The following is a 21,415-nucleotide window of genomic DNA, read 5'->3' on the forward strand; positions in this document are numbered from 1 at the left end:
CCGGGGGACGGACCGGGCCGGTCGCGCGGGGTCGCCGCGCGGCCGGCCCGGTCACTCTGGGAGGCAAGCCTCAGGAGAGGTAGGGCCCGGGGTCGCCGACCTGGCCGGGCGCGTCGGTCAGGGCGGTGTCGAGGACCCAGACGGCCATGTCGCCCTTGCCGGAGACCGAGGCGGTCAGCGTGCCGTTCGCGACGGTCGTGCTGGCGCCGGTGACGGCGTCGGTGTAGGTGCCGTTGGGGATGCCGGTGAACGTGGCGGTGCTGGTGATCGCGACGAGGACGAAGCTGTCGGTGCTCGCGTCGGTGTAGCGGCGCTTGAAGGCGATGCCGCCGCTGACGCCCTCGGTGGAGTACTGGCCCATCGAGAGGGCCGGGACGGCCCGGCGGATCTCGTTGAGGCGCTGGAGGTGCTCCACGAGCGGCTGGTCCAGTGTGGTCGCTATGGCGCCGGTGGCGCTTGCGACCTCGCTGAAGTCGCTCACTTCGAGGGTGCCTTCGAGGTGGTCGCCGTAGTAGGCGCGGCCGGTCTCGGCGAGCGGGCAGGTGGGCCCGCAGTCGATCTTGACGCCGGCCTGGAACTCGATCTCCGATCCGTAGTAGAGGGTGGGGATGCCGCGGAACGTCCACATGAGGTTCATGTTCTCGGCCCAGGCGTCGGTGCCGCCGGCGTAGCGGGTGCTGGACTTGTTGGGGCCGTAGTCGTGCGAGTCGACGTAGACGGCGTTGTAGGTGGCGTCGTTGGTCCACAGGTCGGTGTCCATGCCCGCGTAGAACGCGTTCGAGGCCTCCCCGAAGTTCATGTGCATCCGCATGTCGATGATGTTCATGCCGGAGAACTTCGCGTGGTCGGGCTCGTGGTAGGCGTTCCCGTCGAGGAAGGCGTTGGTGCTGGTGGGCTGGTTCTCGGTGCCCTGGTCGTTCTCCCATGTGTACTGTTCGAGCGCGGCGGCCACGTCGTCCTCGGAGTACTCGCGGCGCTCCTGCCAGGTGTAGAACTGCGCGGAGTGGTTCACCGAGCCGCGGTTCCACCGGTCGTGGACGAACGCTGCGACCTCGCCGAAGATGTAGAAGTCCTCGGCCTTCTCGGCCCCGTACTTCTCCACCAGGTGGTCCTGGAGGGCGGGCAGGAACACCCGGTTCCAGGTCACGCGCGGGATGTGGACGGCGGTGTCGACGCGGAAGCCGTCGACGCCCATGTCGATGTACTTCTCGTAGGCGCCGATGAGGTACTGCTGCACCGCCTCGTTCTCGGTGTTGAAGTCGGCGAGGTCCTCGTGGATCCAGCACGAGCGGGCGTCCTCGCCCTCCCAGTTCCCGATCCAGCACTGGTGGTAGTTCGCCGAGGAGAACATGCCGGTCGTGGGGTTGGGCCACTGGCAGTGGTAGACCTTCCAGCCCTCGGCGCTGTAGTTGCCGGTGAACTGGCCCCAGTTGCGGCAGGTGTTGCCTTCGGGCTCCTCAGTGGACCACAGGTCGCCGTTGTAATACGAGCGGCCCGAGTTCGGCTCGACCGAGAGGCCGTCGTAGGTGAAGCCGGGGTTGGGGTCGTCGTAGAAGTCGCCCCACTGCGCGTCCTGCACGCCGTAGACCGTCGGTGTCTCCAGGCCGACCGCGCCCCAGCGCGAGGAGTGGTTGAAGACCACGTCCTGGTAGATCTTCACGCCCTTGGCGTGCGCGGTGTCGATGAGGTCCTGATAGGACGCGCCTTCGGACTCCAGGCGCGCGTCGACCTCGTAGAAGTCGTACCCGTGGTAGCCGTGGTAGTCGTAGTCGGAGCGGTTGAGGACCACCGGGGTGATCCACACGGCCGAGAACCCGAGCGCCTTGATGTAGTCGAGCCGCTCGACAAGGCCCGAGAAGTCGCCGCGGAACATCGGGTCGTCGTACTCGTCGTTGCCGGAGGTCTCGTGCTTGGCGCCGCCGCGGTTGTTCGACTCGTCGCCGTCGTAGAAGCGGGCGGTCATGACGAAGTAGATCGGGTCCTGGCGGGGGTCGCCGCCGAGCATCTCGCCCCCGGCGGGGGCGGGCGGGGCCTGACCGGTGACGGCCTCGGCGGCGGCGCTGGCCTCGGAGAGGTTCCCGGCGGCGTCGTAGGCCTCGACGGTGTAGCTGTAGGCGGTCTCGGGGTCGAGGTTCGCGTCGGTGAAGGTCGTGGACGCGGTGGTGCGCGTGACGGACCCGGCCGCGGAGGTGCGGGTGAGGCGGTAGCCGGTGACGCCGACGTCGTCGGTCGCGGCGGTCCACGACAGGATCACGGTGGTGGCGTTGACGGTCGCGGTGACGCCTTGCGGCGCCTCGGGCGCGACGGTGTCGGGCTCGGCGGTGGCGCAGGGGTCCGCGGCGCCCGCGTCGGCTTCGCCGTCCGAGACGACGGTGGTGCCCGCGCCCAGGCTGTAGTCGGCGCCGCCGTTGTTGTCCCAGATGCCGGCGCCGTTGTTGAAGGCGGCCTTCATGGTCGAGGCGGTGCCGAGGGGCACCGAGAGGCGGGCCCAGCCGTCGCAGGCGGGCTCGGCCATCGCGGCGCCGGGGGCGTTGGTCCACACGCCGCCCACGGCGTAGTGGAGGTAGGCCTGGGTCCAGCCCATCGAGGTGAGGTCGTAGTAGACGACGGCCGCTTCGCCGCCGCAGGGGTCGCCGGTCCCGGTCTGGCCGCCGGCCACGGTCACCTCGCCGGAGGCGATGAGGTAGTCGGCGCCGTTGTTGTTGTCCCAGGTGCCCGAGCCGTTGTTGAAGACGACCTGCGCGCCGGTCGCGGAGCCGAGGTCGATGGTGCGGGAGTACCAGCCGGCGCAGGCGGCCTCCATGGGGACGCCGGGCACGGCGGTCCAGGCGCCGCCGGTGGGCGCGTAATGGACGTTGACCGCGGACCAGTCGGAGGGGGCGCGGTAGTAGACGGTGACGGTGGTGGCCGACGCGGCGGCGACAGGGGCGGTCACCAACGCGATCAGCATGGCGGCCAAGGCGAGTGCGGTGGCGAGCAACCGCTGTCGCCGGGAACGGCGGCGTTGTCCGGGTGTCATGTCGAGCTCCTGAGGGCATGATCGTCGATGAAGATGCTTCTTGCCGTTCCCAGATGGTTTCTTGCAGTTCTTGCAAGAACTGACTGCACTCTAGCACAGAGTTTTCTATATGGTCATGTGTCGATGCGAGGGGGCGAGGGGGCGAGGGGGCGAGGGGGCGAGGGGGCCGCGGAGGGAGAAGCCGGGGCAGGCGGGCGAGCGGCGGGCGGAGACTCCCACCCTGGGTGGGAGAACAAGGATGCGGTCCACTTTCCGCGCGCACGCCGACAAGACCGCGCTTGCCGCTCGCCGCCGGTGCCCGAAGTCACCCGCACGCGCAGCACGGCCGCGAGGCCCCGCTTCGCGGCGGAAGGCCCCCGGCGGGGCCTTCGAGGCGCGGGGCGTCCCCCCGTCCCAAACGCCGCGCGACACCGGGCCGATTCGGGCGATCGCGCGGAGGCCGGTCGATTCGCGCGCACCGGCGGCGAAACGCGCGGATGCCGTTTCGGGGGCCTTTCCATGCCATGCGACGTGGCGGTACGGCATGGGCACGGGTCGCGGATCGCCGCAGAGATTTATCGAACACCAGTTTGAGCTTGCGCTCGGCCCGAGGTTCGGTATGTTGATCTTGATACACATGTTCGACACACACGGGGGTTCTGGTGGCGACATCCGTCGCGGCCGCGTTGGCCGCTGAGCTCGGCCTGCGCACGGCCGCCGAGCTGGTTCCCGCAGCGGAGGCGCGCGCGGTGCGCCAGCCTGCACGGGAGCCCGCCGACGAGCCCGGTCAGGCGCGGAGCGCCCGGGTCGCCGTCGCGGAGCCGCGGCCGGTCGAACCGGAGGCGGCCCCGAACCTGGTTCGACCGCCGCGGACCATCCTGCCCGTCACCCCCGACATTTCCGCCCTGCTGCCCTACGGCGGACTCGCGACAGTGACCGCAATCACCGCTTCGCGGCGCGGGGCCACCTCGCTGCTGTGGCGGCTCCTGGCCGGTCCGACCAGGGCCGGGGCGTGGTGCGCGCTGGTCGGGATGCCCGGCCGGTACCCGCTCGCGGCCACCGCCGCCGGGACCGACCTCGGCCGGGTCGCGTTCATCGACGCCGCGGGGCCGCTCATCGCCGACGCCGCCGGCGCGCTCGCCGAGGGCGTCGCCGCGATGGTCGTCCCCAGCGACGGCCTCACCCCGCCCCAGGCCCGGCGGCTCACCGCGAGGGCCCGCAAGGGCGGCACCGCGATCGTGTGGTGGGAGACCCGCCTCGTCGCCGGACCCGACGCGCGCCTGGACGTCGCCCGCGTGCACTGGCAGGGCCTGCGCCCCAACACCGGCCGCCGCTGGGGCGCCGGCCGGCTCGACGCCTGCGAACTGGAGGTATCCGCCCGCTGGCGCTCAGGAGGAGGCCACCGCACCCGACTCCGGCCCTACGGCGCCGACGGCGAATCCCGATGAGGCGCATAGCCATGAGCGGGACACCCGCACAGCGAACGCCGCGCCCCGGGCACCGGCGGCACACCCGCCGCGGACAGCGCGGCTGTGCCTCGCGAAGCGCCGGGACTCGCAACGGGCGGCCCGACCGAGCGGCCGAGCCGGGGGCCTTCGCGCCGTGCCGTCGAAACCCGTCGGGACGCTCGGCGCTTCGCCGGGGGGCCTTGTGAGCGGCACGGTCGTCAGCGGCACCGTCGTCCGGGTCCCCAGCCGCACGCTCGTGGCGCGGCTTCCCGACTGGGACCGCGAGGACGCCGCCGGGTTCGCGCCGGTGCTCGATGCGCTCGACCTGCTCACGCCCTACGTGGAGGTCCTCGAACCGGGGCTCGCCGCGGTGCCGCTGCGCCGCGGGGCCGGTGAGGAGGCCGCGTTCTGCGAGGCGCTCATCGACACCGTCTCCGGGCTCGTCGGCCAGGACTGCGTCACCGGCGTCGCCGACGGGCTCTTCGCCGCCGTGCTCGCCGCGGACGAAGGCAGGATCGTGCCTTCAGGCGGCGACGCGGCCTACCTCGCGGGCCGGGACATCACCGACCTGCGGGCGACCGGGCTGGTCGACCCCGAGATCTGCGAGACGCTGCGCCACTTGGGCATCGACACGCTCGGCGCGTTCGCGGCACTGCCGGGCGCGGCCGTCGCCGAGCGGTTCGGGCCCGCCGCCCGCCGCGCGCAGCGGCTCGCCGCCGGGCAGCTCGCCCGCCCGCTGGTCCCCCGCCCCGCCGACCCCGACCTCACCGTCGCCGAGACCCCCGAGACCCCCTTCGCGACCATCGAGCAGGCCGTCACCGCCGCCCGGCCCCTCGCCGAACGGCTCACCGCCCTCCTCGACGCCCGCAACCTCACCTGCACCCGCCTCACCGTCACCGCCCGCACCGCCGCCGGCCTCACCCGCCGCCGCACCTGGCAGGTCGACCCCACCGCGACCGCCGCCGACCTCGCCCGGCGCGTCCGCTGGCAGCTCGAAGGCTGGCTCCTCGCCGCCCGCACCGCCGCCGGACCCGAGGACGAGCAGGGCACCGGCGCCGTCACCGCGCTCGAACTCGCCCCCGGCGGCCTCATCGGACTCGTCGCGGCCGGGAAGGGCCTGTGGGAGTTCAAGGACGCCGCCACCGCCCGCGCCGAAGGCGCCCTCCGCCACGCCCAGACCCTCCTCGGCCCCGAAGCCGTCCGGATCGCCGCCGCCACCGATGGCCGCGACCTGTCCGAACGCGCCGGCACCGCCGCCTGGGAGGCCGAGGCCCCGCCCCCAGCCCCCTCCGGCCCGTGGCCCGGGGCCCTCCCCGACCCGCCGCCCGCGCTCGTCGGCACCGACGACCCGGTCGACGTCCTCGACGCGACTGGCGCGCCCGTCCTGGCCCTCGCCCGCGGCGACCTCTCCGCCACCCCCGCCGTCGTCCGCACCGGCGGCAGGCGCCTGCGCGTCGTCGCCTGGGCCGGGCCCTGGCCCGTGACCGAACGCTGGTGGGGCGCCGCCACCCGCCGATACACCCGCCTCCAGGTCGAACTCGCCGACGGCAGCGCCGCGCTCCTGGTCTGCGAAGGCGGGCGATGGAAGGCGGCGGGCTGGTATGACTGACTACGCGGAGCTGCACTGCCACTCCCACTACTCCTTCGCCGACGGCGCCGACGCCCCCGCCGCCCTCGTCGAGGAGGCGCTCGGCCTCGGCCTCACCGGGCTCGCGATCACCGACCACGACGGGCTCTACGGGGTGTCCCAGTTCGCCTCGGCCGCAAAGGGACGCGGCCTGCCGACGGTCTTCGGCGCCGAACTGGGCCTGGACATGACCCGCGGCCGCAGGGGCCAGCCCGACCCCGCCGGGGAGCACCTGGTCGTCCTCGCCCGCGACCCCGACGGCTACCGGCGCCTCTCGCGCGCCATCACCGAGGCCAAACTCGAAGGGGGCGAGAAGGACCTGCCCGCCTACCGGAGGGACCGCCTCGCCGGGCACGCCGACGGGCGCTGGCAGATCCTCACCGGCTGCCGCAAGGGCCCTTTGAACGCCGCGCTCGCCGCCGACGGGCCCGCCGCGGCCGAGCGGCGGCTGCGCGAACTGCTCGACCTGTTCGGCGCCGGGAACGTCGCGGTCGAACTCGTCAACCACGGCCTGCCCGACGACACCGAGCGCCTCGATGCGCTCGCGGCCGTCGCCCGCCGCTGCGGCGCGCCCCTGGTCGCCACCAACAACGTCCACTACGCCGCCCCGCGCCGCCACCGCACCGCCGCCGCGCTCGCGGCCATCCGCTCCCGGCGCACCCTCGACGCGATCGACCCGTACCTCCCGGCCGCCGCCGCGGCCCACCTGCGCTCGGGCGAGGAGATGGCCGAGCGGTTCGCCGACTTCCCCGACGCGGTCGCCTACGCCGCCCACCTCGCGAAGGAGTGCGCGTTCGACCTCACGCTCCTGGACCCGCAGCTCCCCCGCTTCCCCGTCGGCGCCGGCCACGACGACTTCTCCTACCTCGCCGAGCAGGTCGTGCGCGGGGCCACGGACCGCTACGGCCCCTTCGGGAACGAGCGCGTCCCCCGGGCGTGGGAGCAGCTGGAGAAAGAGCTCGGGGTCATCAAGGCGCTCGGGTTCGAGGGGTACTTCCTCATCGTCCACGACATCGTGAACTTCTGCCGCGAACACGACATCCTCTGCCAAGGAAGGGGATCGGCCGCCAACAGCGCGGTCTGCTACGCCCTCGGCATCACCAACGTCGACCCCGTCGCGTTCGGGCTGCTGTTCGAGCGGTTCCTCTCGGCCGACCGGGACGGCCCGCCCGACATCGACGTCGACATCGAGTCGGGCCGCCGCGAGGAGGTCATCCAGTACGTCTACGCCAAGTACGGCCGCGACCGCGCCGCCCTGGTCGCCAACGTCGTCTCCTACCGGCCCCGCTCGGCCGTGCGCGACGCCGCCAAGGCCCTCGGCTACGGCCAGGACCAGGCCCTCGCCTGGTCCAAGCGCCTCCACCGCTGGAACGGCCTGGACCCCGACGAGGCCGAGGACATCCCCGAGGAGGTCCGCACCCTCGCGGGCGAACTCGCCCGGATGCCCCAGCACCTGGGCATCCACCCCGGCGGCATGGTGCTCACCGAGCAGCCGGTCTCCGAGATCGTCCCGGTCGAGCCCGCCCGCATGAAGGACCGCACCGTCCTCCAGTGGGACAAGGAGGACTGCGCCGACGCCGGACTCGTCAAGTTCGACCTCCTCGGCCTGGGGATGCTGGAGGCCCTGCACCGCATGGTCGACCTCGTCGCGGACTTCCACGGCGACCGCGTCGACCTCGCCAGGCTCCCGCCCGACGACGAGGACGTCTACGCGATGCTCCGCCGCGCCGACACCGTCGGCGTCTTCCAGGTCGAGTCCCGCGCCCAGATGGCGACCCTGCCGCGCCTGCGGCCCAGGGTGTTCCGCGACCTCGTCGCCGAGGTCGCGCTCATCAGGCCCGGACCCATCCAGGGCGGCGCCGTCCACCCCTACCTGCGCCGCCGCCAAGGCGAGCCGTGGCGCCACAAGGTCCCCGAGATCCTCCACCCGACACTGGAGAAGACCTACGGCGTCCCGCTGTTCCAAGAGCAGCTCATGCAGATCGCCATCGTCGCCGCGGGATTCGACGGCGGCGAGGCCGACCGGCTGCGCCGCGCCATGGGCGCCAAGCGCTCCGCCGAGCGCATGGAGGAGCTCAAGGCGCGCCTGTTCGCCGGCATGGCCGCGAAGGGCATTGTCCAAGAGCAGGCCGAGCAGATCTACGAGCAGCTGAAGTCCTTCGCGGACTTCGGGTTCCCCGAGTCGCACGCCGCGAGCTTCGCGCACCTGGTGTACTCCTCGGCCTGGCTCAAATGCCACTACCCGGCCGCGTTCTACGCCGGGCTCCTGGCGAGCCAGCCGATGGGCTTCTACTCCCCCGCCTCGCTCATCGCCGACGCCCAGCGCCACGGCCTCGCCGTCCTCGCCCCGGACGTCGACGCCAGCGCCGAGCACGCCTCGCTCTTCGCCGACGGCGAGGCGGTCCACCCCGTCCTCGGCGCGGCCGGCGTGCGGCTGGGGTTCGACGGCGTCAAGGGCCTGGGCGCGGCGGCGGGCGCGCGCATCACCGCGGCCAGGGCGGAGGGCGGGCCCTTCACGGGCCTCGCCGACCTCGCGCGCCGGGCCGGACTCGACAAGGGCCGCATGGAGAAGCTCGCCGTGGCGGGGGCCTTGAGCGGTCTCGAACCGGACCGGCGCAGGGCGCTGTGGACGGCCGGGACGATCGACGAGCGCCCCGGCACCCTCCCCGGCACCGGCCCGGCCGCGCCGCCGCCGACCCTGCCGGGCATGAGCGGCGCCGAGCTCGCCCGCGCCGACTACACCGGTCTGGGGCTCTCGGTGGAGACCCACCCGATGGACCTCGTGCGCGCCGGGCTCGACGCGGCGGGCGTCGTCCCCGCCGAGCGCCTGCGGGAGGTCCCCGACGGCGACCGGGTCGAGGTCGCGGGGATCGTGACCCACCGCCAGCGCCCGCAGACGGCGAAGGGCGTGACGTTCCTGAGTCTGGAGGACGAGACGGGGATCGCGAACATCGTGTGCTCACAAGGACTCTGGAAGCGCTGGCAGAACGTGGCGTCGGTGGCGCGGGCGCTGGTGGTCAGGGGGTCGGTGGAGAAGCCGCAGGACGCGCCGGGGGACACGATGCCGATGGTGGTGGCGGACAAGCTGACGGTGCTGGATCTGAACGGTCCTTCGGCGCCGTCGCGGGACTTCCGTTAGAGGCAATGTCGGTAAAGGCGGTGCCGTCAGGGGGTCTTGGTGAAGACGATGTCGAAGTCGTGGTTCCAGGTGCGGCCCTCGTCGCGGGAGATCTCCAGGAGCACGTCGATGCGGGTGCCGCCCTGGTCGATGGCGCCGGTGAAGCGCTGGTGGAAGTCCTCGCCGCCGCGTTCGAGGAACCAGGTGCGGTCGTCGAGTCGCATGTGGAAGTCGCGGGTGACGCCGCGGGAGTCGTAGTAGCGGTAGGCGAAGCCGTCGTCGGCGGGGCCGATGACGGCGAGCCATTCGGGGAAGTCGGGGTGGTCGATGACGAGGCGGTGCACGAGGAAGGCGCCGTCGAGGGCCCATTCGAAGGCGCTGGTGCCGGGGATCGGGGCGGGGGCGACGGCGGGGTCGGGGTGGCGCACCTCGATGGTCCAGGAGCCGGCGAGGGTCCGGAGCACTTGAAGGCGGGGGTCGTTCGTCGCCATGTGGGCCTCCATGCGTCGGTGGGCGCGGCGTCGCGCGCATCGAACGAGTGTAAGGCCCGCGGGGTGGCGGGGAGAGAAGCGGCGCGTGAACACCTCGGGCCCGGCTCCCCCGAAGGAGGGCCGGGCCCGGTGCGGTCGGGTCAGTGGGCGGGGACGGCGTCGGCGGCGGGGCTCTCGGGCTTCTTGACGAGGAACGCGGCGGCGACGGCGACGAGCGCCATGCCGGTGCCCCACAGGAAGGCCTCGTGGATGCCGGCGGCCTGGGCCGCGACCTCGGAGGCGCCCTCGTCGAGGCTGGCGGCGGTGCCGGTGGTCATCAGGGTGATGAACACGGCGGTGCCGGCGGCCCCGGCGACCTGTTGGAGGGTGCTGAGGATGGCGCTGCCGTGGGAGTAGAGCTCGACGCGCAGCGAGGCGAGCGAGGAGGTCATGAGCGGGGTCATGAGCAGGCTCAGGCCGAGGCTCATGGTCACGTGGATGACGACGACGAACCAGGTGGGGCTGGTCTGGTCGAGCAGGGTCATGAGGGCGAGCGCGACGGTGATGGCGAGCGAGCCGGGGATGACCAGGGGCCGGGGGCCGAAGCGGTCGTAGAGGCGGCCGATGACGGGGCCGGACAGGCCCATCGCGAGGCCGCCGGGCAGGACCACCAGGCCGGTCTCCAGCGTGGTGAGGTCGAGGACCTCCTGGAGGTAGATCGGCAGGAGGATGAGCGAGCCGAACAGCGCGGCCATGGAGATGAGGAGCATGACGATGCCGACGGTGAACGAGCGGGACTGGAAGGGCCGCAGGTCCATCAGGGCCGAGTCGGTGCGCTGGAGGCGCAGCTGGCGCAGGACGAACAGGACGAGCGAGAGGGCGCCGGCGCCGATGGCCGCGTAGGGCGGGACGGGCGGGTGCGCTCCGGCGGCGGCTTCGCCGATGCTGCTGAGGCCGTAGATGAGTCCGCCGAAGGCGACGGCGGAGAGCAGCGCGGAGAGCAGGTCGAACTTGACCGGGCGGGGCTCGGCGAGGCTCTTGATGAGGAGGGCGCCGAGGACGAGGCCGACGGCGGCGATGGGGAGCACGGCCAGGAAGATCCAGCGCCAGGTGAACTGGGCGAGGATGAATCCGGAGAAGGTCGGGCCGATCGCGGGGGCGACGGCGATGACGATGGTGATGAGGCCGATGGTGCGTCCGCGGCGGTCGGCCGGGACGTAGGTCATCACGGTGGTCATCAGGAGCGGGAGCATGACGGCGGTGCCGCTGGCCTGGATGACGCGGGCGGCGACGAGCATGGGGAAGACCTGCGAGGCCGCGGCGAGGACGGTGCCGGCGGTGAAGAGCGCCAGTGAGGCGATGAAGACCGTGCGCGTGGTGAACCGCTGGAGGATGAGGCCGGTCATGGGGATGACCACGGCCATGGTGAGCATGAACCCGGTGGTCAGCCATTGCGCGGTGGCGGCGGAGAGGCTGAAGGCCTCCATGAGCGGCGTCAGGGCGACGCCCATGACGGTCTCGTTGAGGATCATGACGAACGCGGCCACCAGGAGCACGCCGAGCACGAGTTTGATCTTGCGCGGGATGCCCTCTTCGACGGGTGCCTCGGTCACCGTCTCGGCCGAGGCGTCGGGCGCTTCGGGGGTCTCGGGCGGTCGGTGGTCAACGGTCATGGGGATGTTCCTTCGGTGGTGGTGTTCCTGCAAGGCGCCCGGCCCGACTTGTGCCCGGGTGTGGGGCAGGCGGGCCTTCCTCAAGTGTCAGCGACTGTCAATCATTGCAGTTGCTACCATCCGGGTCATGGTCGCCGGTGGGAGTCTGCGAGAGGTGTCACGTCGGGCCGTGCAGTCCCGGATCGCACGGACCGCCGAGTCCCTGTTCGCGGACAAGGGTTTCGAGGAGACGACGGTGGACGAGATCGCCGCGGCGGTCGGGATGTCGCAGCGCAGTTTCTTCCGCTATTTCGCCTCCAAGGACGAGGTCGTGTTCGAGGGCCTGGAGCGGTTGAGCGAGCAGTTGGCGACGCGCCTGGCGGCCCGGCCGCTGGAGGAGCCCGAGTGGGACTCGCTGCGCCGCTCGTTCGATCCGGTGGCCGAGCGGTTCGCCGACCCCGAGCATCGCGAGCACGACGCGGCGATCCAGCGGATCATCGACCGCAGCCCGCGGCTGCTGGCGGCGTACCTGTGCCGGCTCGAACGGCTCCAGCGGGCGCTGACCGAGGCGCTGCTGGCCCGGGCGGTGCGGCGCTCGGAGTGCGGGACCGACGAGGTCGTGGTGCGCGCGATGGTGGGCGGCGCGTGCGCGTGCCTGCACGCGGCGACCCTGCACGCTGCCGAGGACCCCGAGGCGTTCGGGCGCGGCCTGGACCGGGCGATGACCGCGCTGCGCCCGGCTGCTTGACATCGTTCAGTGCCCCTGGTGGTGGGCGTGGACGACCGCGTGCCCCTTGCCGCGCGAGATGAGCCAGCGGTTGACCGGGACGGTGAGCACGAAGGCCAGCGCTAGCGCGGCGGCGAGGGCGATCCAGAAGCGGGCGTCGGCGAGTCCGGCTTCCATGGCGCCGGGGATGGCGAGCATGAACGCGTTGTCGACGACCTCCATGACGGCGATCGAGACGGTGTCGGCGGCGAGGGCGATCTTGAGGGCCTGTTTGAAGGCCATGCCGCCGCGCAGGAGTCCGCGCATGGTGAAGGCGTAGCCGAAGACGAAGGCGAGCGCTATGGCGAGGACGATCGTGGCCGCGCCGTGCCAGCCGAGGGCGGTGCCGATGACCATCCCGAGGATCTCGCCGACGGCGCAGCCGGTGAGGCAGTGAAGGGTCGCGGAGACGGCGGTGCCCCAGCCGGCGGGTTGCGGGGCGTGGGCGTGCTCGGTGTGGGCGGCGTGGTCATGGGCAGAGTGGTCATGGGCAGAGTGGTCATGGACGGCGCCGGTCTCGGGGGCGTGGCCTTCGTGGTGGTGGGCGTGCTCGTCGTGGTCCACGGCGGGGTTCCTCTCGCGGGCGGCCCGGGCGGCCGCGACCCGATGATGCTATACCCCCTATAGGTATGTTGCCAATGGGGTTCGAGTGTCGCGTTCTGGTTATCGGTCTCATACGGGCGCAAGGGCTTCCATTCGCAGGGGGTCTGCGTTCGCGCTGGGAGCGAACCGTTCGGCGCCCGGGCCGGGCCGGAAACGGCGGTCGCGGGCCGCGTTCGGCAATAGGCTCTGGGCATCCGGAGGGAGGTCCGAATGGGACGACGAAGGCTGCCGCTGCCGGTGCGGTACCTGCTCGCGTGCGCCGGACTGCTCGCCCTCTACGCGGTGGCGCCGGTGCGCCCCGAGGCCGATCCGGGCCTGCTGGTGCTGCGGTGGAGCCTGACGCTGTTCCTGGTCGGCGCGATCGCGCTCGTGATCGGCCGGGAGGCGGTGCGGCAGCTGCGCAGCCCCGACGCGCCGATCGGGGCCCTGGTCGTGTGCGTGGTCGCCGGGCTGCTGCTGTTCGCGCTGATGGACTTCGGCCTGGCCGTGAACCGGGAGGGCCAGTTCACCGGGCTCGACACGAGGGTCGACGCGCTGTACTTCGCGCTGAGCACGCTCCTGACGGTGGGGTTCGGCGACGTCTCGGCGCAGGGGCAGGCCGCGCGGGTCCTGCTGATCGCGCAGATGGCGTTCAACATCACTGCGATCGCCGGGGCGGCCTCACTGGTGACGCGGCGGGTCGCCGCCCGGGCCGCGAAGTCGGACCGGCACCTCAGGACCAGGCACGGCCGCTGAATCGCGGGCGCGGAGCGGGGCCTCTCCGTTCGGATGCCCGGCTTTTCCCGGTGCATCGACCGCGCGTGAGGCGCGAGAGTTCGCCGTACGCGTCGATGGCGGGCGTGAACGGAATCGGGGCGAGGCGTCGAGGGCGGTGGCAGAGCGGTGTCATGCTATCCGTTATGTCCCAACCCCCATCCTCGCAATGGCAGCCTGCACCGCAGAATCCCGGGCCCGGCCGGTTCGGGCCGCCGCAACCGCAGCACATCCCACCGCCGCCGCCTTCGAACTACGGCGGCCCGCCGCCACAGCAGCCGCCGCGCCCGGCCTACGGGCCCCCGCCCGGACCGGCCGCTCCGCACGGGCCCGGCGGGCCTTTCACGTCCGGTCCCGGAGGGCCCGGCCCTGGAGGCCCCGGAGGCCCTGGAGGCCCCGGCGGTCCTTACGTCCCGAGCGCACCCGCGCCTTCGGGCCCGCCCGGCGGGGCCGGCCGCGGGCTCCGCGGCCTGACCGTGGCCGCCGTCGGCTCGGCGGGCCTCGCGGTCCTGTCCGCCGCCGCCGCGGTCGTGGTCCTCGTGGCGCCCGCCGACGAGGAAACGCCCGCGGGCGAGGACCAGGCCGGGGCCACCGAGTCCGCCGAGGAGATCGAGGCGGTCGACCTCACCGAGGGCCTCGACCCGTTCGACCCCTACGCGAACGAGGACTACTACGGGGTGACCTGGAACGACCTCGCCTGGGTCCCGCCCGCACCGGGCGAGGCATGGGAGGTCTTCTACCAGGAGGAGGCCCGCGCGGTCGACTTCAGCTTCTTCGTGGACGAGAACGAGCGCGCGACCCTCAACTGCGGCGACCTCGGCGACAAGGCCGAGCACTACCCGGACGCCTTCGACGACGCCGAGGCCTGGTACGAGGGCGAACTCGACCGGCAGTCGAACCTGTCCAAAGAGGGCGACGCGTTCGAAGTGGTCGCCGGACCCGAGTACACGCACTACCGCATCGACGGCCAGGACGCGGTCCTGGTCGAGTTCGGACGGCACTGGACCGCCTACGAGGACTCCGAGGGCGCCGTGATCGAGGTCGACTTCACCGACGCGCAGGCCTACCTCTACATCGACCTGCCCGAGGACGCCGGGGACGGCGCCGAGACGGTGACCCCCGTCCGCTGCCAGCTCTACGTGGTCTCCGACGACCCCGCCCACTACGAGGCCGGCCTCGCCACCGTCCTCGGCACCAGACTGTGGCTCGAATAACGTGGCCCTGACAGGAGAACCGCACGTGAACTTCGCTCCCCCGGCGGCCCCCGCGCCGCCGAAGCGGCGCAAGCCCCTGCTCATCGGGACCATCGCGGTCTCGTGGGCCGTCATCGCGGCCAGCGCCGCGGTCATCGTCCTCAACCTCCCCGGGTCGCCCGCCGACGCCGACCCGCCGGGCGCGGCGGACGCGACCTCCGGCAGTGAGGAGGCGGCCGACGCGGGCCCGCTGGCCGAACCGCTCGCCGAGCTCGCCCAGGCGTTCGCCGACGGCGACCGCGACGCGTGGACCGCCGGCTTCGGCGCCGACGAGGCCGAGCGCGCCGGACGCTACTTCGACAACCTCACGGCCCTCGACGCCGACCCGCTCGAGCTGCGCGTGGAAGGCGAGGTCACCGAGTCGGGCACCGGCACCCGCAAGAGCTACGGCGCCACGATCGTGATGAGCTTCTGCCTCCACGCCGCCGACCCGGCCTCCTGCACCCCCACCGAGGTCGACTACTCGGTGACCTGGGAACGCGAAGGCGAGTCGCTCGTCTTGTCGCACTTCATGGACCTGGAGGAGATCTACCGGCCGCACGCGTGGGAGGTCGCCGACCTGTCGGTGGCCCTGGGCGACCGGGCCGTAGTCGCGGTCGACGCGGACGCCGGGGTCGACCCGGCCGACTACCTCGACGCGGCCGAGGAGGCCGCCGCGAACGCCGACGCGTACGCCCTCATCGAACCGATCGACTCCTACCTCATCGTGCTCGCCGACGACGACCAGTTCGACACCTGGTACGGCGGGTACGTCAACGACGTGTCGCTCGGCTCGGCGGTCTCGACGGCCGCCGACGCCGACACCGCCGGGCCGATCCACGTGATGATGCCCTTCGAACGGCTCGACGACGAGAGCTTCGCCCACACCGCCCGCCACGAGCTCGGCCACGCCGCGACCCTCCAGGGCGCGCCGCTGCGCAACGAGCTCGACGAGAGCACCTGGTGGATGGTCGAGGGCGTCGCCGAGTACATCGCCAACGGCGACACCATGCCCGCCGACCGCGTCGCGGACACCGCGGCGCTCGTGGACTCGGGCGGGTGCGCCGACGGGATCGAACCGATGGGCGAGGGCGACTCCGCGTCGACCTCCTCGGGCAAGTACGGCTGCTCCTACCTGGCGGTACGGTACGCGGTCGACGAGTACGGCCTGGAGGCGTTCATGGACTGGTTCGCCGCCGCCGTCCACGAAGGAGCCGGCACCACCGCTGCGTCGGAAGCGCTCGGCGAGGACCACGAGGCGGTCATGGAGGCGATCGGCGCGTACGTCCAAGAGTCGGTCTGACCGCGGCGCGGGGCGCATCGCGCCCCGCGCCCGGTTCGGGCCCGCGGGCGCCGCGTGCTCGGTAGATTGCGGGCAGTGCACGTCGGGGGTGCACCGGCAGGCGATCGGGGGCGGCGGGGATGGGCGGGGCGTTCGACCGGTTGCAGCGCTTCGCCGACCGGGTGTCCAAGCGCAGGCTCGACCATCTGGAGCCGCCCGGGTCGATGGGCCCGCCGCCGCCGTCGTGGGAGCTCATCGGATTCCTGCGCGACCTGGGCGTCTCGCTGAGCGGCTCGGGCGCGGCGACCGGCAGGATCGTGGCGACGCTCCACTCCCTGACCGCGGCCTACAACGCCGAGGGCGTGGACTTCTTCATCTTCCCGACCGGCGTGTTCGTGCGCATCGCCGACGAGGACGGGTCGCTGCGCACCGACTTCGCGGCCACGCCGAGCGACCCGCTGCGGCTGTACCAGGTCGACGCGCTCTACCGGCTCATCAAGGACGTCGCGGCCACGAGGATGGCCCCCGCCGAGGGCCGCAGGCGCCTGGAGGCGATCCTGCGCGAGCGCCCGCAGCACGGCGTGTGGACGACCGTGGCGGGCGCCCTGCTCCTGTCGCTGGGCCTGGGCCTGACCCGCAACCCGCCGTGGGAGGCGCTGGCCGGGTACGCGCTGCTCGGTGCCGTCAACGGCGTGCTCCAGGCCGTGGCCTACCGGTTCAGGGTGCTCTCGCTGGCGCTGCCGGTGGTCGCCGGGGCACTGTCGACGGTGATCGCCTTCAGCCTGCCGAACGCGATGACCGGCGGCGACCCGGTCGCACTGCTCATCCCCTCGCTCATCGTGTTCCTGCCGGGGGCGGCGCTGACGATCGGCACGATCGAACTCGCGACCGGGTCCATGGTCGCGGGCGCGGCGCGGCTGATGTACGCGTTCAACCTGCTGTTCCTGCTCGCGTTCGGCATCCTCGTGGGCACCGAGATGGTCGACGTGACCTACGGCGGCCACGCCGACGCCCCGCTCGGCGCCTGGGCGGCGTGGGCGGGCGTCGCGATCGTCGGCTGCGGGTACGCGCTCAACCAGCACGCGCCCGCGCGGACGCTCGGCTGGGTCCTGGTCGTGCTCTACGGCGTGTGGATCGCGCTCAACCTCGGCCAGAGCCTCGGCTCGGCGCTCATGGGCGCGTTCCTGGCCGGACTCGTGCTGACCCCGCTGTCGAACCTGGCCCAGGCCCGCCCGAGCGGGCCCCCGGCGCAGGTGACGTTCCTGCCCGCGTTCTGGCTCATCGTGCCCGGCGTCCTCGGCCTCACCGGCGTCTCCGAGCTCATCGTGGGCGACACGACGGTCTCCAGCGGCATCGCCGACCTGGTGACGGCCCTGCTCACCGTCGTCGCGATCGCCCTGGGCATCCTCGTGGGCTCGGGGTTCACCAGGGGGAGCGACGCGCTCTCCCCCGCCAGCGCACTGCCCGCCCGCGCCAAGGAGTGATGGCGGGCGCGGCCTACCGTGGAGGCGAGGACGGGAGGGCGCGATGGCGGACCGGTCGGTGGCGACCGTGCGGCACATGATCGAGGAACGGCTCCTGTACCTACTCGTGTGGGCGCGGCTGACGCAGCGGTTCACGGTCACGGCGGTGCCGTACCGGCGCCCGGCCGAGGGCAGCGCGATCGTGGACTTCCGGTGCGAGGAGTGCGACGCGGAGCTGATGCTCGAGGTCAAGAGCGCGGTGCTGCTTCGCAAGGTGCAGCGGCGGCGGCTGTGGACGGCGGTCGTCGCGTTCGGCGCGGGAGTGGCGGCGGGGGTCGCGGCCGTGCTCGCCGAGTCCGCGGGACTGGTCCTGCCGCTGTCAACTGCGGCGGGCAAGTGGACGCTCGCGGCGATCGTGCTGTGCCCGGTCGTAGGCGCTTTCGCGGCCTACGGCTGGTGGCACGAGAGCGGCGTGGAACTCCATGCGGTGGAGCAGGACGTCGCGCAGGACCGCGCCGGTCCGCACACGCTCATGGACCCGGCGGTGGGGTTCGCGGAGCGGTGGCACCGGTCGCGGTGAGGCTCAGAGCGCCTCGTAGCAGACGACGCCGGAGTACCTGCCGTCCCAGTCGAACCCCCACGGGTAGTAGTCGGAGTCGGGGCAGCCGTCGAGGCGAGCCCTGACCTCGTCGAGCGTCAGTTCCAGGGGCGGGCCGATCGTCTCGGCGTGCGTGACCTGGTAGAGGGCGCCCGCGGCGTCGCAGGGGACGCTCGTGGGGTCAGGGTCGTCGTCGATGCAGTCGCCGACGTCGGGGACCTTGGGGTAGCGGCCGTCCTCGTCGGCCTTGTTGACGGCCTGGAGGCAGAAGAACTGCTTGGTCGTGGTGGTGTCGGTGTTGTAGACGAAGTTGTAGTCGGCCCAGATCTCGCCGGGGATGTAGTACCGCACCAGGTTCCCGCAGACGGCCTCGGCGTCGGCGTAGTCCGCGAGCTCGCCGTCCTCGACGGCCATCGGGTTCAGGTCGACTTTGACGACGCTCCAGAACGCCTCGGGCTCGTCGCAGTCGACGGTCCATTGATCGGCGTCGAGGTCCATGTCCTCGTACATGCAGTCGCCGACGGCGACGAAGTTCTTCGTGTACTCCCCGTCGACGGGAGCGGTGCCGGTACCGGCCTCGGCTTCGGTGGCGCTGGCGCTCGGGTCGGGGGCGGCGGAGAAGTCGCCGGTCTCGGCGCCGCCGAGGCCGAGTTCGGGGCCGAAGCCTACGGCGGTCATCGCGGCCGCCAGGAGAACCGTCGCGGCGATGACGCCGGCGGTCGCCGCGCGGGTGCCGCGGACGGGCGGGGGCGGCGGGACGGGAACGGGCACGGTGGGTGCGGAGGCGGTCGGCGGTGCGGAGGAGACCGGCGGCGCGGTCTGGGGCGGCAGGCCGGGGCTGGGCACCGCCGGGGGCGAGGAGAGCTGGTCCTGGGTGAGGAGGCCGCCTTCGGAGACGGCGAGTTCGGGCTGCTCGATCGCGGAGGGCGCTATGCCGAGTTCGCGGTGGAGCATGGTGGCGGCCAGGGGCGTCCGGCTGGCGGCGCCGACGAGGAAGAGGCCGGTGACCTGGTCGGGGGCGAGCCCGGATTCGCGGATGACGCCCTGGGTGATGCGGACGGTGCGCCGCAGCAGCGGTTCGGCGACGCGTTCGAGTTCGTCGCGGGTGAGGTGGACGTCCTGTTCGAGCAGGGGGAGGGTGAGGTCGGTGGCGGTGACGCGGGAGAGGCGCTCCTTGGCGAGGCGGACCTCTTCGAGGAGGGCGGCGCGGCTGCGGCGGTCGGCGGGGGTCTCGGGGGCGCTCAGGCGGGTCCAGAGGGGGTCGTCGGGGCTGACGGTCGCGGCGAGGCGGTCGAACAGGGCCTGGTCGAAGTCGAGGCCGCCGAGGTCGTCGGCGCCGTCGACGGCGAGGACGTCGAAACCGGAGGCGGTGCGGCGCAGGACGGTGGCGTCGAAGGTGCCGCCGCCGAGGTCGTAGACGACGACGCCGGAGCCCACGGCGATCTCGGCGCCGAGGGACTCGGCGAAGTAGCTGGCGGCGGCGACCGGTTCGGGCACGATCGCGACGGCGCCGAGCCCGGCGGCCACGGCCGCGTCGGCGATGACGTGGCGGCGGGTCGGGCCCCACGCGGCCGGGACGGTGACGGTGACCGAGCCGAAGCCGCCGACGGTGCGGCGGCACTCTACGGCCACGCGGGCGAGGACGGCGGCGATGAGACTGGTGACCGACAACTCCCGGTCGCCGAGGAGGACCACGCCGTCGTCGATGCGGCGCTTGGGGTTCGGTTCGAGCAGGTCGGGGCGGCGGCGGCCGTGGTGGACGGCGTCGGCGCCGGTGAGCGGGCCGCCCTTGTCGTCGACGCAGACCGCGGAGGGCAGTTGCGGCGAGCCGTCGAAGAGCTGCTGGTGGACGCGCCCGTCCGGGCGGCGGAGGGTGGCGACGGTGTGCGAGGTGCCGAAATCCACGCTGACGGACGCGGATCGGGGGAGAAAGCGCGACATACCTTCCAATCTAGCGAACGCTTCCCAAAAACGCCGGTACCGATTCGGGCCGAACACCCTCGTACGCACACGGATGCACGCGGACCGACAGCGTCCGTCATGAAAAAGCACGGATTGTTCGCAGTTTCGGCGTCGAATGCGTTTGTCGAACCGCCGCGGCCGGTGCAAGCTGGTCCGGGGCGCGCTGCGGCGGCCCCTGCCGCCCACCGTTCGATTGGACCGCCGTGACCGACTCCGCCCTGCGCGCCCGCACCGACCCAGCCCTGGCGCACTGGCGCAACGCCGTGTTCGCCGTCTTCGCGCTCTCGGGCTTCGTGTTCGCCAACTGGGCCGCCCGGGTCCCCAACATCCGCGACATCCTCGGCGCCTCGACCCAGGAGATGGGCGTGCTCATCCTCGGGCTCGCGGCGGGCGCCTTCTTCGGGCTCCTGGCGGCCAGCCACATCATCGCCCACATCGGGGCGACCAGGGCGATCCGCTGGTTCCTCGCGACGGCCGCGGTCGGCCTGCTCGCCGCGGGCCTCATCGCCGGGCTCGTGCCGCACTACTGGCTGCTGTTCGCGGCCCTCATGGTGCTCGGCGCGGGCAACTCGATCCTCGACGTGGCGATGAACCTCTCCGGTGCGGCCAACGAGCGGCGCATCGGCAAGACCCTCATGCCGATGTTCCACGCGGGCTTCAGCGTCGGCACCATCTTCGGGGCCGGGATCGGCGCGCTCACCGAGCAGCTCGGCGTGCCGGTCGGCGCGCACCTGGGCGTCACCGGCGCCGTGGTGGCCGTCGCGGCGCTGTACGTGGTGCGCTTCCTCCAGCCGGCCGAGGAGCCCGCCGCCGAGGGCGCCGGGGCGACCGGGGGCTGGCGCACCCGCCTGGCCTCGTGGACGGACCCGCGCATCCTCGTCATCGGCCTCATCATCCTCGGCATGGGCTTCGCCGAGGGCACCGCGAACGACTGGCTCGGCCTGGCGATGGTCGACGGCTACGGCCTGACCAACCCCGGCGGCGCGGCCGTGTTCGCCGTGTTCGTCACCGCCATGACGGCCGGGCGGCTGGTCGGGGGGAAGTTCCTCGACCGGTTCGGGCGCGTGCCGGTCCTGGCCGGGTCGGCGTTCCTCGCGTTCGCGGGCCTGCTGCTGGTGATCCTGGGCCCGACCACGCCGTTCGCGATCGCCGGGACCGTCCTGTGGGGTGTGGGCGCCTCGCTGGGCTTCCCGGTGGGCATGTCGGCCGCCGCCGACGACCCGGTCAAGGCCACCGCGAACGTCGCGGCCGTCGCCACCATCGGGTACACCGCGTTCCTCATCGGGCCGCCGCTCATCGGCCTCCTCGGCGACGAGGTGGGCCTGCGCAGCGCGTTCTACGTCGTGCTGGTCCTGGTCGCGGTGGCACTGCTGGCCTCCCCCGCGGCCCGCAAGCCCAAGGGGCTCTAAGACACACGCGAAAGGGGCCGCAGTGACCTGCGGC

At 72.8% G+C, this 21,415-nt stretch carries 15 protein-coding genes; 10 read left to right on the plus strand and 5 right to left on the minus strand.

What is annotated here, in order from left to right; genetic code table 11:
- Positions 1-70: 70 nt before the first annotated feature.
- Complete coding sequence (locus tag E9998_RS22880) at positions 71-3,019, minus strand: carbohydrate binding domain-containing protein (protein WP_136532020.1); 2,949 nt, start codon at positions 3,017-3,019, stop codon at positions 71-73.
- A gap of 641 nt (positions 3,020-3,660) precedes the next feature.
- Between E9998_RS22880 and E9998_RS22885 the strand changes: the two genes are divergently transcribed.
- From E9998_RS22885 to E9998_RS22895, 3 genes are all read left to right on the plus strand, one after another.
- Positions 3,661-4,446 (plus strand): serine/threonine-protein kinase, encoded by a 786-nt coding sequence (locus E9998_RS22885; RefSeq protein WP_136532021.1) that lies wholly within the window; start codon positions 3,661-3,663, stop codon positions 4,444-4,446.
- A gap of 202 nt (positions 4,447-4,648) precedes the next feature.
- On the plus strand, positions 4,649-6,055 hold the full coding sequence (locus E9998_RS22890; RefSeq protein WP_136532022.1) for a DinB/UmuC family translesion DNA polymerase: 1,407 nt from the start codon (positions 4,649-4,651) through the stop codon (positions 6,053-6,055).
- On the plus strand, positions 6,048-9,212 hold the full coding sequence (locus E9998_RS22895) for an error-prone DNA polymerase (protein ID WP_136532023.1): 3,165 nt from the start codon (positions 6,048-6,050) through the stop codon (positions 9,210-9,212). The genes E9998_RS22890 and E9998_RS22895 overlap by 8 nt, the downstream gene beginning before the upstream one ends.
- Positions 9,213-9,238: 26 nt before the next feature.
- Here the strand turns inward: E9998_RS22895 and E9998_RS25570 are convergent, their stop codons facing one another.
- Positions 9,239-9,682, minus strand: a complete 444-nt coding sequence (locus E9998_RS25570; RefSeq protein WP_158299951.1) for a hypothetical protein — start codon at positions 9,680-9,682, stop codon at positions 9,239-9,241.
- Between the two features lie 140 nt (positions 9,683-9,822).
- Positions 9,823-11,334, minus strand: a complete 1,512-nt coding sequence (locus tag E9998_RS22905) for an MDR family MFS transporter (RefSeq protein ID WP_136532024.1) — start codon at positions 11,332-11,334, stop codon at positions 9,823-9,825.
- A 169-nt stretch (positions 11,335-11,503) separates the two neighbouring features.
- Here E9998_RS22905 and E9998_RS25575 point away from each other — a divergent pair, with 169 nt between their 5' ends.
- Complete coding sequence (locus E9998_RS25575; RefSeq protein ID WP_158299952.1) at positions 11,504-12,061, plus strand: TetR/AcrR family transcriptional regulator; 558 nt, start codon at positions 11,504-11,506, stop codon at positions 12,059-12,061.
- A 6-nt stretch (positions 12,062-12,067) separates the two neighbouring features.
- Here E9998_RS25575 and E9998_RS22915 read toward each other — a convergent pair whose 3' ends face one another.
- Positions 12,068-12,643: a DUF4396 domain-containing protein gene (locus E9998_RS22915; RefSeq protein ID WP_136532026.1), complete on the minus strand. Its 576-nt coding sequence runs from the start codon at positions 12,641-12,643 to the stop codon at positions 12,068-12,070.
- A gap of 249 nt (positions 12,644-12,892) precedes the next feature.
- Between E9998_RS22915 and E9998_RS22920 the strand changes: the two genes are divergently transcribed.
- The 5 genes from E9998_RS22920 to E9998_RS25585 all read left to right on the plus strand — a co-directional run bounded on the left by E9998_RS22920 (position 12,893) and on the right by E9998_RS25585 (position 17,992).
- Entirely contained in the window at positions 12,893-13,417 is a 525-nt protein-coding gene (locus E9998_RS22920; protein ID WP_136532027.1) for a potassium channel family protein, read from the plus strand.
- Between the two features lie 494 nt (positions 13,418-13,911).
- Positions 13,912-14,649, plus strand: coding sequence for a hypothetical protein (locus tag E9998_RS22925; RefSeq protein ID WP_136532028.1), 738 nt, complete (start codon positions 13,912-13,914; stop codon positions 14,647-14,649).
- Between the two features lie 25 nt (positions 14,650-14,674).
- Complete coding sequence (locus E9998_RS25580; RefSeq protein WP_158299953.1) at positions 14,675-15,970, plus strand: hypothetical protein; 1,296 nt, start codon at positions 14,675-14,677, stop codon at positions 15,968-15,970.
- A 119-nt stretch (positions 15,971-16,089) separates the two neighbouring features.
- Positions 16,090-17,433, plus strand: a complete 1,344-nt coding sequence (locus E9998_RS22935; RefSeq protein ID WP_136532029.1) for a threonine/serine exporter family protein — start codon at positions 16,090-16,092, stop codon at positions 17,431-17,433.
- 43 nt (positions 17,434-17,476) lie between these two features.
- Positions 17,477-17,992, plus strand: coding sequence for a hypothetical protein (locus E9998_RS25585; RefSeq protein ID WP_158299954.1), 516 nt, complete (start codon positions 17,477-17,479; stop codon positions 17,990-17,992).
- Between the two features lie 3 nt (positions 17,993-17,995).
- Here the strand turns inward: E9998_RS25585 and E9998_RS26890 are convergent, their stop codons facing one another.
- The gene (locus tag E9998_RS26890) at positions 17,996-19,951 is read right to left on the minus strand and encodes an Hsp70 family protein (RefSeq protein WP_136532030.1); all 1,956 of its coding nucleotides are present in this window, start codon (positions 19,949-19,951) and stop codon (positions 17,996-17,998) included.
- A 224-nt stretch (positions 19,952-20,175) separates the two neighbouring features.
- On the opposite strand from E9998_RS26890, the gene E9998_RS22945 reads away from it, so the two are divergent.
- Positions 20,176-21,381: an MFS transporter gene (locus tag E9998_RS22945; protein WP_136532031.1), complete on the plus strand. Its 1,206-nt coding sequence runs from the start codon at positions 20,176-20,178 to the stop codon at positions 21,379-21,381.
- Positions 21,382-21,415: the final 34 nt, after the last annotated feature.

The sequence above is a fragment of the Glycomyces paridis genome (assembly GCF_004912155.1).
Lineage (GTDB): Bacteria > Actinomycetota > Actinomycetes > Mycobacteriales > Micromonosporaceae > Glycomyces > Glycomyces paridis.